10 protein-coding genes are annotated in these 13,371 nt (G+C 72.8%); all 10 read right to left on the minus strand.

Features of this window, described 5'->3' with window-relative positions:
• Positions 1–10: 10 nt before the first annotated feature.
• The 10 genes from ABZ822_RS17250 to ABZ822_RS17295 all read right to left on the minus strand — a co-directional run bounded on the left by ABZ822_RS17250 (position 11) and on the right by ABZ822_RS17295 (position 13,364).
• Positions 11–2,197, minus strand: a complete 2,187-nt coding sequence (locus ABZ822_RS17250; protein ID WP_360853848.1) for a hypothetical protein — start codon at positions 2,195–2,197, stop codon at positions 11–13.
• A complete protein-coding gene (locus ABZ822_RS17255; protein WP_360853851.1) occupies positions 2,194–5,979 on the minus strand; it encodes a putative baseplate assembly protein in 3,786 nt (1,261 codons plus the stop codon). Before ABZ822_RS17255 ends, ABZ822_RS17250 begins: the two co-directional genes overlap by 4 nt.
• A complete protein-coding gene (locus tag ABZ822_RS17260; protein WP_360853854.1) occupies positions 5,976–9,188 on the minus strand; it encodes a putative baseplate assembly protein in 3,213 nt (1,070 codons plus the stop codon). The genes ABZ822_RS17255 and ABZ822_RS17260 overlap by 4 nt, the downstream gene beginning before the upstream one ends.
• Positions 9,185–9,568 (minus strand): GPW/gp25 family protein, encoded by a 384-nt coding sequence (locus tag ABZ822_RS17265; RefSeq protein WP_360853857.1) that lies wholly within the window; start codon positions 9,566–9,568, stop codon positions 9,185–9,187. Before ABZ822_RS17265 ends, ABZ822_RS17260 begins: the two co-directional genes overlap by 4 nt.
• On the minus strand, positions 9,565–9,813 hold the full coding sequence (locus tag ABZ822_RS17270) for a hypothetical protein (protein WP_360853860.1): 249 nt from the start codon (positions 9,811–9,813) through the stop codon (positions 9,565–9,567). The genes ABZ822_RS17265 and ABZ822_RS17270 overlap by 4 nt, the downstream gene beginning before the upstream one ends.
• A gap of 118 nt (positions 9,814–9,931) precedes the next feature.
• Entirely contained in the window at positions 9,932–10,456 is a 525-nt protein-coding gene (locus tag ABZ822_RS17275; RefSeq protein WP_360853863.1) for a phage baseplate assembly protein V, read from the minus strand.
• Between the two features lie 133 nt (positions 10,457–10,589).
• Positions 10,590–11,729, minus strand: a complete 1,140-nt coding sequence (locus ABZ822_RS17280; protein WP_360853866.1) for a hypothetical protein — start codon at positions 11,727–11,729, stop codon at positions 10,590–10,592.
• On the minus strand, positions 11,722–12,078 hold the full coding sequence (locus ABZ822_RS17285; RefSeq protein WP_360853868.1) for a hypothetical protein: 357 nt from the start codon (positions 12,076–12,078) through the stop codon (positions 11,722–11,724). Before ABZ822_RS17285 ends, ABZ822_RS17280 begins: the two co-directional genes overlap by 8 nt.
• Before the next feature lie 6 nt (positions 12,079–12,084).
• On the minus strand, positions 12,085–12,771 hold the full coding sequence (locus ABZ822_RS17290; protein WP_360853871.1) for a hypothetical protein: 687 nt from the start codon (positions 12,769–12,771) through the stop codon (positions 12,085–12,087).
• A complete protein-coding gene (locus tag ABZ822_RS17295; protein ID WP_360853874.1) occupies positions 12,768–13,364 on the minus strand; it encodes a hypothetical protein in 597 nt (198 codons plus the stop codon). The genes ABZ822_RS17290 and ABZ822_RS17295 overlap by 4 nt, the downstream gene beginning before the upstream one ends.
• Positions 13,365–13,371: the final 7 nt, after the last annotated feature.

Genomic DNA, 13,371 nt, shown 5'->3' on the forward strand with positions numbered 1-13,371 from the left:
CGTTTCAGGGTCAGGTGACGGGGATGATCCCGGCGTCGGTGCCGGCCGGGGTGTACTCCGCGAGCCGGGCCCGCAGGCTGTTCTCGCGCTGCGGCTGGTACAGGTCGTGGAAGGCCCCCATCTCGGCCCCGTCCTCCGCCCCGCGCCGGATCTCCTCGGCGACCCCCGTGGCCAACTGCGCGTAGCCGGGCGTCCCGTAGCGCTCGCTGCTGAACAACGGCCGCACGAGACGGGTCCGTTCGGGCCCGGCCAGGTCCGGCTGGCAGCGGTGGCGGCGCGGGGTGCGCGAGCCGGGCGGCACGTAGCCGAACCTCAGGCAGCCGACGCCTCGCCGGGCGACGTTCATCCGCCCGGTGACGATGCTGTTCTCGGCGATCTCCACGGCGTGGGTGTGGACCTCGCCGATGATCGTGGTGCGGTGCGCGTGCAGGACGGCGTGGGCGTGGCGGCAGTCGGGCGCCGAGAGCGCCTCCCGGTCGTGCCCGGTGGCGTCCAGGACGCTGTCGGAGAGGTGAAGGTGCAGCGGGTCGGTGTGCACCTCGTCGCCGATCACCTCGATCGTGCCGAGGACGGTGCGCTCGATCTGGACGCAGGCGGTGGTGCGGTCCAGGACGAGACTCGGCTCCTCGGGTGAGTGCGGCTCGCACCCCCCGCCGTCGGCCGAACCACCGGGCTCCAGCGACCAGCCCGGGACGAGCGTGCAGTGACGCAGCACCAGCGTGCCGACCGGGCCCGAGACATGGAGTCCCCGTCCAGTGACGAGCAGTCCGTCGAGCACGATCCGCGGCGCGTCGCCCGGCGCGCAGTCCTCCCGCGCACGGATGTTGAGCGCGTCGGGCCGGTTGCTGTACCAGTCGAGGAGCCGGATCACCGGGCGCGTGCCCTCGGCGGCGCGCAACTCCAGCCGGTCGCCGTCCTCGAGGTCGAAGTCGAGCTGTTCCTGGTAGGCGCCGCTGTGCGTGATCTCGATGATGCCGCCGGGTCCGCAGCGCCCCGCCCGGCGGTCGTTCCGCCACTGCGCGTACGCGTCCATGATCCGCTGGTACGGCTGATGGGGCCCGACGCGGTAGACCTCGGCGCCCGCGTCCGTCCCCCGGTCCCGCGCGTACTCGCCGCCGCCCAGGTCGTCTGCGAACGCGTAGTGGTAGCTGACCCAGACGCCCTGGCGCGGCGCCTGCCGCGACCCGAACGCCATCCGGCCCAGCTCCGGGTCGATCACTACCTGGCCGCGCTTCGGACGGTAGCGCCAGTGCGACAGGTCGGCGACGACGATGTCCTGCGGCGGCACCGGCTCGTCCTGCCCGTCGCGCCAGACGGTGAAGCTCTTGCCGGGCCCGTAGTAGTCGGCCAGGCGGTCGGCGAGTTGCCGGCGGGTGATGGACGCGGGCACGTTGTCGAGGGTGGCGATGTGCTGGGCGGACGGCTCCGGTTCGGGCCGGGTCACCAGCGGGGAGTCGTTGCCGAGGATCGAGAACGTGTAGAGGTTGCGGGCCCGGTCGATGCAGTACGCGGGCGCGCCCGTCACGGAGTACGGCTTCAGCCGCCACACGAACAGGCCGACCCCGGCGGGGCTGTAGCCGCCCTGCCGCCGGTCCGAGCCCGCCCGCCGTACGTTCACCGACTGCGCGACCGTCCCGAACGGGCCGCCCGCCAGGTCGAGTGCGGAACCGTCCCGCAGGTCCAGCAGACGGCCGCGCTCCCGCCGCCGCTCGTCGGCGGCCTCCGTGCCCGAGCCGTACAGCCTCACCGGCTGGTGGTGCGCGACCAGCCGGGAGAACTCCACGGCGCGCGCCGGCCATCCTGCTACGGACTCCGACAGCTCCTCCAGCAGTGCGAGGGTGCCCTTGCGGCGCCGGTTGGCGACCGTCGCGGCCACGTCGCGGCGCGGTGCCAGTGCCTCGGCCAGCCGCCGCCGTGAACCGGCCGCGTCGCCACCGTCCTTGAGGCCGGTGGCGAGCACCCGCTCGTAGCCCGGCAGCGGGCGGTAGCCGACCAGGTCGCCGAGGTAGGGCAGCACCCACTCGGCGGCGGTCTCCACGAACCAGTCGTCGTATTGCTGCTCCACCCCGTCGCGTACGCGGTCGACCTGCTCGGCGATCACGGCGAGCAGGGCCCGCAAGGGCTCGCCCTGTTCCGCGTCGCGCAGCCGGTGCCACTGGGGGAGCAGCTCGGCGAGCCCGTCCGGCTCCCTGCTCATTGCTTGACCTCCGTCAGAATCAGGGTGTCCGCGACGCGAGGCGAGAACAGCGCGAGCTGTGCCGGCCGGATACCGCGGAAGACGCACACCGAACGGCCCTTCGCGAGCCGCTGGGTGTCGGTGATGTCGGGGTTGAGGCGCAGGAGTTCCGCGAGCGGGACACCGTGCCGGGCGGCGACGGACGACAGCGTCTCGCCGCGCTCGCCGGTGACCCGGTACAGCTCCTCCTCGTAAGCCGCCGGCCGCGCGGGCACCGTGGACTGCGGCGTCCCGGCCATCCGCCCGGCGAGCCCGGCGAGCGCGTCCGGGGTGATGCTCGCGGGGACGCCCGTGAAGGTGTCGGCGTCCACGTGGTCGACGCCCGGTACGGAGTGGGCGACGGCGAGCACCTCGCTCAGGTGCGCGCCCTGGCCCAACTCCCGCCCCGGATAGCCGAGACGGTGCAGCAGGGCGCGCCGCAGCCGTGGCTCGACCAGTTCGAAGGAATGGTCCGGAGCCACCTTCACCCGCGCGGCCAGAACGAGCAGCACCAGCTCGCGGACATCCACGCGCACCGGCAGCCGGGCGTCGCCGTACTCGCCGAGCGCGGAGCGCAGGGAGCGCAGCACCTCCGAGTCCTCCGCGACCGGGATGTCGTCCGCCCCGGCGACCGTCACGTGCAGCATCTGCCGCCGCCCGTCGAAGAGCTGCCGCGCCGAGGCCCGGCCGATGCCTGCCCGGGACCGCGCGAAGTCCTCGTAGTCCTGGACCGAGACGAGGCGGTCCAGGGCGGAGACGGCCAGCGGGATGCTGCGGCGGGTCAGACCCGGACCGTCCGGGTCGGCCCCGCCCGTCGCGGGCAGCGGGTTGGTGACCGCGGTGACGCCGAGGGGCCGGGTGACGGCCTGGGTGATGCGGCCCGCGGCCACGTTGGCGTCCCGGCCGGTGCCGAAGCGGTAGCGGGCCCGTACGTTCTCGTGGCCGCTCGGCAGCCGGGCGCCGTTCCGGCCGTCGCCGAACGTGACGGTCGTCCGGCCGTCCCCGGACGTACCCAGGACGTAGACGCGGTCGCGGGGGCCGCGGCCCGCGAGGCTGTCCACCCGGTGCCACAGCAGACCGTCGACCCGGATCTCCAGCATCGGGGTCGCGCCGAGAGCTCCCCCGGAACCTCGCCCGTGAGCTGCCCTCGAATCCGGCAGCCAAGTCAGGGGCGACTGCCAGAGCGCGAACGTCTGGTGGAGCCGGGTCGCGTCGCCGCTGCCGATCGCCTCGTCGCGGCTCTCGCCGTGCGTGGCGGACACGACGTTGCCCTGGATCCTCACCGTTCCCCGCCGGTAGCGGTACGCGAGGTCGGCGGTGAGCGTGAGCCGGGTGTGGAGATGGTCGCCGGGCAGCTCCGGGTCGACGGTCTGCTCGACGGCCGCGATGACGGCGGGCTCGGTGCCCTGAATCCCGGCGACCCCCGGGATGTCGGTGCGCTCGCCGGACACCACGAGCAGTCGGCCGGGCCGCAACCCGTCGTACAGCTCGGCGAGTTCGATCTCGTTGCCGTGCACGTCCTCGCCCAGCGGCTCGTCGGCCAGGCGCAGCGACTCGCCGCGCGTGTGCACGACGGCGTCCCGGATGTGGGAGAGCACCACGTCGTGCTCGTCCAGCCACGGGTCGGCCAGTGTCAGTTCGGTGCCGCGCCCGGTGATGCCGTACGCGGTGTACGCGGCGGTGCGCACCGCCGTCACCCGGGTGGTGACGAAGGCGAGGTTCTTGTCGCCGGGAATCCCGTCCTCGCCGCCCGCGCCCTTGCGCGGCCGCTCGACGGCCACCCAGCTCCCGGCCGAGATCCCCTCGATCACCGTGTCCAGCGCCAGGACACGGCGGTTGGGCGGCGCGGGGACGGTGGCGAGCCCGATCTCGACGCCGGTGGGTTCGCTCCCGGCGGTGTACCGCACCGTCACCTCGAACTCGCCGTGCGTGTGCTGCCGTTGCTCGCCCGGTGACAGCCGCCACGTCAGCGGCGAGCCGCCCCCGTCGTCGACGGCCACATGGACGCGGCCGTCCTCGGCCGGGCGGGAGACGAACAGGGTGCGCTCCGGGAGTTCCGCCAGCAGACGGGCCGTGACCCCCGGCTCCTGGGAGTCGCTGGGGCGCCGCCCCAGCCAGCTCAGGTCGTGGTCCGGTCCGCTGCGCGTGGACATCTGCACCCGGCCGGGACCGAGGTCGAAGGCCGCGTCGGACGGCAGGTTCTCCGTGCGCTGCACGGATGTGCCGGCCTCGATGTGCTGGAACTCCGCCTTCAGCGGGACCCGTCCCGCCGTGTCGAACACGACCCGCATCGACGTCAGCGCGCCGCCCGTCAGCGGCCAGTCGGCCGTACGGACGACCCGCCCCCGGTCGTCCTGCACCGGCTTGAGCGGGGCGGTCGAACCGAACGGGGCGGCCGTGACCCGCATCGCCTGGACCGAGCGCAGCGCGCCGGCCGGTGCGGGCACGGCCTGCCGCAGCGCCGGGTACAGCGTGCTCTCCAGGCCGGGGTCGAGCGCCGACAGGAGCTGGGCGGTGAGGTCGGAGCCGGGTGCGAAGAGGCGCGCGTCCGGGGCGGAGGACCGGGCCGGGGGCCGCGTACCGGACGCCGCCCGCAGATGCGGGAGCAGGGCGCCGAGCGTGCGGGCCGCCGCGGCCCGCGGGTCCACCTCGCCGGGCCCGTACCCCTCCGGCCGGTCCTGGTCCGATACCTCGTCCGAGCCGTCGAGTCCGGCCGCCCGCTCCTGCAGGTCCACCAGGACGGCGTTGAGCTGCTCGAACCAGTCGCCGGTCTCCTCGTACGGGGCCGAGAGGGCCTGCGCCTCCCACAGGCGCTGCACCGGGTCGTCCAGCCGTCGCGCGAACTTCGCCGGAGTGTCGAGGAGTTCGAGGTCGGCGCGGAGCTGCGCCAGCACCTGCGCGTCGAAGTCGTCGATCAGCGGACTGGCGGGCGGTCGCGGGTTGGGGCTGTCCGGCCCCACCGTGATCCACTGCTCCAGCTCCTCCACCAGCTCCCGCAGCGACGGCGGGACCGACACCGGCAGCCCGACCGCCGTCACGTCGTCCTCGCGGTCGATCCGCACGCGCGTCACGGGGAGCAGACGCCGCGACGAGCCGGCTTCGTCCTCGCCGAAGACGAACAGCAGCTTGTCGCCCGGCCGCAGGGAGTTGGCGGTGCCCGCGAAGAACAGCTCGGGCCGCTCGCGCAGATCCTCCGGCGTCAGCGGCATCGGGCGCCGCCGCCGTACCGCCAGTTCGTTCCAGTCCCAGCGGGCGAGCAGCTCCTCGTCGGTCTCGAAGGTCTGCGCGTCCTGGTCGGAGGCGGCCGGGACGCTGTGGCTGCGCGCACCGCGCGGGATCAGGACGGGCGTCCGCGTCTCCGACCGTGGGTCACGGTCCAGGGTGTACGCCAGCAGCGTGTCCGCGGACACGCCCGGCCGCGGACGGTGCCCCGTCAGCCGTCCGAGGAGGGCGAGCGACCGGTGATCGTTCGCGGTCCGCAGATAGCCCTCGTCGGCGATCCGCTCGGAGTGGAACGTCAACAGGTCGCCGAGGACCGCCCAGGCGTCGAGCAGCCCGATCGCCGGGTCGTCCGGCGTGCGGACCGTCAGCCCGCGCAGGCCCGGGTAGGCGGGCGAGGCGAGCCGGTCGAGCATGGCCGCGAGGAACGAACCGTACGTGCCCACGCGGTGGTCCAGCGCGTCGCGGCCGGGCGGGTTGTGGAGCGCGGGCGGGGCCGTGCGCTCGTCGTGTCCGCCGCATCCGCATCCGCAGGCGCCGCTCATCGGACACCTCCGAAGGCGATCCGGAGCAGACCGTTCCCGGGCTGCTCGGGGTCGTTGTCGCAGCGTGCGATCTCCAGCGGGCCGAGCCGCAGCACACCTGCCTCCACTTCTCCGTGGTCGTCCTGGAAGAGCCGGCGCAGCCGGGTCGCGCGCACGCTCCGTACGCCTTGCACGGCCGCCGCGACCGCCACCAGGCGGCTCAGGCGGACCGGTTCGCCGAAGGTCAGCGCGTCGGGGTGGAAGAAGCCGAGCCTGCCGCCGGGCAGCGTGCGGCTGCCCAGCACCCGGTACAGGTCGGCCATGATCTGCCCCTGCTGGTGGCCGGGTCGGGCGCAGACCTCCAGCGCGATGTCGAGCGGCACGGCCCGCGCGGGCTGCACCACCAGGTCGTGCCCGATACGGCGGTAGCCCTCCAGCCCGTACGCGACCGCGTCGAGGAGGTCCGGCGGCGGATCGCCCGTCCCGAGGGCGTCGACCGCCACGTGCACCTCCTGCACGCTGCCGGTCCAGCGGATCTCTGCCGCCGCCCGCTGCACACCGGGGAGCGCGGCGGCCAGCGTCGCGTAGTCCTCGGCGGTCACGGCGCGTAGCCGCGTGCGGGCCGGTTCGAGCGGGGCGAGCTGGCGGACCTGCTCGACCGGCTCGGGAGCGGTGCCGCCCACGGCGGGCAGCGGATTGCGCACGCCGGCGACGGGCATCGCGTCGCGGGCCTCCACGGCCTCCTCGCCGCGGCACAGCACCAGGTGGTTGATGGCCTCCGCGCCGACGTTGCCCGCCGGGCCGCCGCCGGTGCGGTAGCGGACCTCCAGCGTCGCGCCCGGGCGGGGCCTCGCGCCGTACCGGTCGTCACCGAAGCGCAGCGCGAGCCGCCCGTCGTCCTCCAGCTCACCGCTGAAGTGCCGGTCCCGCGCGCCGCTGTGCAGCAGGTCCCTGCGCGGCTCCCACACCGCCCGGCCGTCGAGAAGGCGTACGGCCGGCAGCGCGGCTCTCGGGTCCTGGACGAGCGCGGCCGCGGGGCCGTGCAGCACGGTCTCCTGCGGATGCAGCCCCTCCGCGTACGCCGGGCCCCAGGTGCGGGCGATCTCCCAGGCGATGCGTCCGTCGAGCACCGCACCCGCGCGGGCGCGGGCCGTCAGGACGGTCAGCCGGCGCCGCTTGGGGCTGAGCAACCGCTCGCTGCGGTGCAGCAGTTCGCGCAGGGCGCGGACCGGGTGGCGGCGCAGCTCGAAGCGTTCCAGCACCTTCAGCCCGAAGAGCACGGTCAGTTCGGCGATCTCCTCCTCCGCGAGACCGTCGTGGTGGCGCGCGCTGCGCCACAGCTCCACCAGCCGCTCCCGCGCCCGCTCCGGGATCGCGGCGAGCCGCCCGGCCTGCCCCGCCGCGACATGACGCGGCTCGGGGAACGGCACGGCCTGGACGACGGGGGAGCGGTCCAGCACCGGCCGGAAACGCGGCACGATGCCGGGGTACGCGGTCTGGGCGAGCAGCGTCCGCAACGCCTCTGCCTGGGCGTACGCCGTGCCGGGGACGACCCGCCCGTCGTCGCTTCCGCGTCCGCGGCGGCGCCCGGCCAGCTCCAGGGCGAGTCCGGCGCGCAGGGTCGCCTCCTCGCCGACGACCGAGAACAGCTCGCGGATGTCGTCCGGCCGCAGCAGACGGCCGCAACGGGTCGTCTCCAGCAGCGCGTTGATCAGTTCTGCCGGTGCGTTGCCGAGCGCGCGGTCCGGGCAGCCGGACGCGTCCGGGCCGCAGGGCGCGGGGACCGGAGGATCGGCGGGCACGGTGATCCGCTCGGGCAACGCCTCGCAGAAGGCCGTCGACCGTCCGTGGTCGACCAGCGCCACATTGCCGCGGGCCACGCTCACGTCGGGCACGGGCGAGCAGTCGGTACCGCCGAGGGTGGACAGGCACACGGGGAAGGCGAGGGCGTCCTCACGGGACCAGGTGACCTCGAGCACCGGCTGTCCGCACAACCGGTCCACGGCCGGGGTCACGGAGGTGAGTCGGACCGCCTGGCGGTGGGACGGGTCGGCGTCGCCGGGTGTGCCGGAGCGCGGGCCGAGCACCTCCTCGAAGAGCAGCAGATCGCCGGGGCGCAGGTCCAACTGCCGCTCCCGGCACCGCTCGCCGGACTCGTCCGGTTCCCAGCCCTGCTCCTCACCCGGGGCGTCCGTCCATGCGTCGCGCAGCGTCGCGGACGTCGCGCCCTTCGGCAGCGAGCACACCTCGTCGCCCCACGTCCAGAAACGGATCGCGTTGTGCGCGGGCAGCAGGCGCAGCGGCTCCTGCGCGACCGGCTCGAAGACCTCGACCGAGCCGCGCTCGTCCAGCGCGGTCAGATCACCGTCGTCGATGACCGTGCCCGGCTCGGGGGCGTCGTGCGGGCCGAGCCTGCGGACGTCCACCGCGGCGAAGCGGTACGTGCCCGGCAGCAGCGTCAGCGGCTCCACCGCCTCCACGGCCACGAACGCCCGTGCGTTGCAGCCGTCGTGCATCGGGTAGTCGATGAGCCGGACGTGGCGGCGTACGGAGACCCGGCGGCGTGCCGTGTCCAGATACGCCTCGGTGGCCACCGCGTCCTGCTGGTAGCTGATCCGGTCCGCGGTGTACGCGAGGAGTTCGGCCAGCGTCACGCCGAGGTCGGGCGCGTGCCGCTCGGTCCAGTCGGGCGTCGTCAGCGCCATCCGGTCCAGGACGACCCGGCGCAGGCTGTCGTAGTCCCGCGCGGTGTAGTCGACGACCGGCGCCTGCGGATACGCGGGCGGGGCGTCCGGCTGTTCGTCCGCGCAGTCGAACGGCGACGGGCAGTCGCTCACGAAGCGGAACTCCGCGTGGAAGTACCGCTGGTCGAACCCGGGGAAGGGCTCCGTGCCCGGCCGCCCGTACGGGTCGGTGGCCACGATCGACAGCCGGTAGGGGGAGGAGTCGCCGGTGCGGTCGAGGGTGACGAGGAGCCGGTCGTCCAGCTCCGGGTCCTCCTCGCGCTCGACACACACCTCGACGGCCTCGATGCTCGTGACGCGGCGTCCGCCGTCGATGCGTACGTTCTCCGGGCACAGCCCGTGCGGGGCCTTGCCGATGAAGGTGACGGTCAGGGTCAGCCCGTCGTCACCGGCCTCCACCGCGTCCACCCCGCCGAGCCGGGCGCCGCGCACCTTCGCGCGCCTGCCGTCCGTACGGCACACCAGGTCGCCGCTCGCGCCGCTCATGCCGCGCCCCTCCCTTCGAACACGTCGTCGCGCCGGTTCGCGGTGGAGCGCACCACGTAGCGCAGATGGACGCGGACCACGTTCTCCTCGCTGACCACGTCCAGGGACTCGACCTCGATCAGCTCGCCCAGCCAGCGCTGCAGCGAGGCGTGGACGGACAGTTCCAGCGCGGAGGCCAGCTCCGGGCTGTTCGGGGTGAAGACCAGATCGAGCAGGCCGCAGCCGAAGTCGGGGCGCATCACGCGCTCGCCGGGGCTGGTGAACAGCAACTGCTCGATCAGATCCCGCACATGCTCCTCGTACGGAGCGTGCGCCGTCCGTCCCAGGCGGTCGGCCCGGAACGGAAAGGCGATGTCGGTACGGACCAGACGTGTCCTCATCGGCAGACGACCCCCTGCTCGGCGGTGGTGACGAGCGGCCTGCCCTGCGGCACCAGGCCGGCGCTGAAGCACATGGCATGCGTGGTGTGCAGGAGGACCGGCGCCCCGTCGACGGTCACGCCGCCGGCGGCCGGACTCCAGCGGATGGTGGTGCACGGCCGCGGCACGCGGTCGACGGTGTGCGGGCAGCCGGTGACCGTGAAGGCGTCGGAGCCGGTGTGCACCGGCAGCCCGTCGGCGGACACGGCTGAGGACGCTGAGGCGGCGGCCGACGCCCGGCCGCCGTGCGGACAGTGGAGCGCGGCTGCGGCGCTGACGAGATTCCCGGAGGTTCCGGACAAGAGACTCTCCCCGTTGGTCTGGCTACTGCTTCTTGGGCACGATCAACCGGCCCTCGTTGATGTTCACTTGATCGCCGATCAGCTCGACCGACGCGCCCTGACCGTTGTCGATGGTCACGCCCCGCTCGTCGATCTGTACGTACGCTCCGCCCGGGGCCTTGAGCAGAATCCCCTTGCCGCCCGGCACGTCCGACATCACGAGCTTGTGGCGGCCCGGGGTCTCGACCACGACGGGCTGCGACACGGGCACCTCCTCGCGCACGTCCACCGGCAGCTCCTGCGCGTCGCCGTACCAGCACCCCGTCCAGACGGGGAAGCTCGGATCGCCCTGCTCGAACTCCACCCACACCCCGGCCCCCGGCTCGGGGACGGTGTACTGGCCCGCACGGCCGCCGGTGAAGGGGAAACACGGCAGAGCCCAGGTGGACGGGGTGTCGCCCAGCACATCGGGCACATGGGCCGTGATCCGGCCGATCCTCAGCGGATCCCTGGTGTCGACCACCCGTCCCCGGAACTTGCCGAGGTAGCGGTTGTTCGGTGCCGCCATACGAAGGTGCTCCTGGTCTGTCGCGTGTGTCCTGCGGTATCGCCGCGTGCGGGGTTGCGGGCCCCGGGCCGTGCTGCACGGGTTCTGCGGCTGTCCTGGCTGTCCTGGCTGTGTTGGCTGTGCTGTTCGGGCTCTACGGGCGGACGGTGTCGCCGCGGGCGACGAGCCCCTCGCGCGAGAGCGTGAAGTTCTGCTGGTACGAGCCGGGCCGCAACTGGTGCGTCACGCTCTTCACGTAGTAGTCGCCGTCGTACGTCACGCCCGCGCCGCGCACCCCGACCAGCTCGCGCGGCCGCAGCACGTAGCCGTGGCGGTTCACGTCGAGCTGCCCGGAACCGGAGATCGCGTCGGCGGACGTCGCAGCGCGCGCCAGGATCTCGGCCCGCGCCTGCTCCTGGTCCTTCTTGGCGGTGCCGGAGAGCGTTCTGCGCTTCAGCGCGGGACTGGCGCGCCGGCCGAGCGGCGGCCGGAGCGGGCCGATGTCGGGCTGGGGCATCAGCACCGTGTCGCGGGTGCGGGGATCCTGCCAGCGGGCCTGCGGTTCCTCCCGGGCCGTCCCGTCGTACGCGAACGTCAGTTGATCGACGGTGGAGTTGGCGTCCATGTTGACGTTCAGGGCGTGCTGGCGCTGCCCGATCCTCTGCTCGGGGCCCCAGAAGGCGGTGGACCGCCCGGGGCGCGGGCCGGGATCGAGATAGAAGGTGTAGCCGTTGGCGCGGGCCAGCTCGTTGACGTAACTCAGATCGGTCCCGGTCTGGTAGTCGACGCGGAGCTGCTCGCGCGGCGGCTGCTGGATCTGCTCGTGGATGATGCGGGCGTCGATGCCGTAGTCCGCGTACTTCGCCAGGATCCGCTCCACGCGCTGGGAGGGCGCGAGATTGGGATACCGGTCGGTGCGCTCCTCCAGATCCATCAGCAGGGTGAGGTCCTCACCGGTGACGGTGAGGGTGGTCTGCCCCGGCTGGTTGCTGGCCCCGACCTCCTGACGCACGATCAGCCCGTCGAGGACGACCGTCGGGGTCCCCTTGACCGAGGTGACGACGACGACCCGCGTCTTCGGGTCGAAGAACCCCTCGGGCAGCAGCCGCTGGGTGATCATCCCCCTCTTCGTCAGGTCGAACGCCATCTGGAAACCGGACCGTTCCCCCGCGGTACTGGTGATCTGCGCCGACAGCAGCGCCTCGGACACCTCGGGCGGGACGGGGCGGGTGAGCTTGGGACCCATGTGGAGGGTGAGATGAACGGGCCCGCTCCCGATCGGCTCGTCACCCATGGCGGCCGCCCGGCAGAGGGATGCCGATGTGCCGACCCGGCTCGTCGGTCAACTCCTCAGGGTCGAGTACGGGGTTGGCATCGGCGATCCGCCACCACTGGGCGGGGTCGCCGAACCAGCGCTGCCCGAGGTGATCGGGGCGCTCCCCGGCGCTGACGGTGTGGGTCGCCGTGTCGTCCTCCGCCGCGACCTGGTCGATCGGAGGGAGCAAACGGCGCTTGGTGTAACGGACTTCGGTGCCGTCGGGCTGGGTGTGCACCCCGATCTCGGCGTCGTGGTACCGGCTGGTGCGGGGATAGGGATGCGCGCCGGGGATGGCGTCCAGCGCGGACTCGTACGGCTCGATCATGGTCTGTTACGCCCTCCCCGTTCCGATGTCCGCGCCGGTCAGCCCGAGCGACCCGAGCCGCCCGGCGGCCGCGGCCCCGGCGAGCCGCTCCTTCTGCGCGAGGTGCGCGAGATACAGCTCGGCCCCGCGGTGCCCGGCCGGCAGATCGCTGACGGTCAGCACCTTCATGCCGATGCTGAGGGATGCCCGTATCGGGTTGAGATGCACGTCGAACGCCGACTCGTTGACCGACAGCTCGGTCAGCCGTACGGGCATGACGCGCTTGCTTCCCCAGGTGAAGAGGGTCAGCGGCGTCTCGATGGGACTGATCTCGATGGTGCCCTTCTTGCTGAGGCGGGTGGCCTCACGCAGTTGGGCGGTGGTCGGCTGCACGAGCATCTCGAGCGTGGCGAGTTGAGGATGAATCCCGTCGGGCGCCGCCACCTCGAACTGGTCGGTGGCGTCGATCTCCGCGGTGAACTTCCACGTCTCCTGCGCAGGCCCCTTGAGCCGCAGAGCCTCGTTCCTGTCCCCGCCCCCGCTCCCGCCCCCGCCGGAGTCCCCTCCGCCTCCGGCGGCCTGGGGCGCGATGGAGCGCTCGAGGGTGTCGGGATTGAACTGCAGCACGATGATGCGCTGGGGGGTTCCGCGCTCGGGGTCGACGATGACGATGCCGGAGCGGATGGGTTTGGGTATGTCGGCGTAGCGGGTCATGGTGTGATCCCCTCTTTCCTCATGTGGCCTGCCAGCGCGCAAGCCTGCTCACGAAGCAGCGGCTCCGAATCGACCCGTTCCATCGCGTCGATTTCCGGAAGCAGCTCGGGCCACAGTGCGTACATCGCGGCCCAGAGCCCGCCTTCTCGAATTCGGCTGCTCTCGTCGTGCATCGCTGCCACGATGCGCTCCAGGTATCGGACATCTGCGGTGCGGGGAGCGCCGATCCCCAGGCAAACGAGTTGGCAACGTCGACTCTTGATCGAATCAGCGTCGTCAAGTCCGGTGAGCAGCGCTTCGTCCTCGCGGGGCTCGAAGTAACGCGACAGCATGCCGGTCAGCTCGTCGACTTGCGCTTGCCCGGGTCCGGACACGAATACGAAACAGACGCCGCACGGGTGTTCCTTCCCGAAATGCATGTAATGATCAGGGGTGAGCTCCCATGTCACCTCTCTGGCTAGGCCCACCTCCACGCTTGCCGTCGTCTCCCGCTTCTTCGTGGCATTGATGACAGACGCGCACTCGAACACCTCGTCCTCGCCCATCTCATCGGAAAGGACGAGCCGACGACCGCGAAACGCTCCCCATTGCATTGCATTG

The organism is Streptomyces sp. NPDC047108 (genome assembly GCF_040643575.1).
Classification (GTDB): Bacteria; Actinomycetota; Actinomycetes; order Streptomycetales; family Streptomycetaceae; genus Streptomyces.

Excerpts from the sequence above, each read along its gene's own strand:
- ABZ822_RS17250 (WP_360853848.1), bottom strand. The coding sequence starts at position 2,197 with ATGAGCAGGGAGCCGGACGGGCTCGCCGAGCTGCTCCCCCAGTGGCAC.
- ABZ822_RS17255 (WP_360853851.1), bottom strand. The coding sequence starts at position 5,979 with ATGAGCGGCGCCTGCGGATGCGGATGCGGCGGACACGACGAGCGCACG.
- ABZ822_RS17260 (WP_360853854.1), bottom strand. The coding sequence starts at position 9,188 with ATGAGCGGCGCGAGCGGCGACCTGGTGTGCCGTACGGACGGCAGGCGC.
- ABZ822_RS17265 (WP_360853857.1), bottom strand. The coding sequence starts at position 9,568 with ATGAGGACACGTCTGGTCCGTACCGACATCGCCTTTCCGTTCCGGGCC.
- ABZ822_RS17275 (WP_360853863.1), bottom strand. The coding sequence starts at position 10,456 with ATGGCGGCACCGAACAACCGCTACCTCGGCAAGTTCCGGGGACGGGTG.
- ABZ822_RS17280 (WP_360853866.1), bottom strand. The coding sequence starts at position 11,729 with ATGGGTGACGAGCCGATCGGGAGCGGGCCCGTTCATCTCACCCTCCAC.
- ABZ822_RS17285 (WP_360853868.1), bottom strand. The coding sequence starts at position 12,078 with ATGATCGAGCCGTACGAGTCCGCGCTGGACGCCATCCCCGGCGCGCAT.
- ABZ822_RS17290 (WP_360853871.1), bottom strand. The coding sequence starts at position 12,771 with ATGACCCGCTACGCCGACATACCCAAACCCATCCGCTCCGGCATCGTC.
- ABZ822_RS17295 (WP_360853874.1), bottom strand. The coding sequence starts at position 13,364 with ATGCAATGGGGAGCGTTTCGCGGTCGTCGGCTCGTCCTTTCCGATGAG.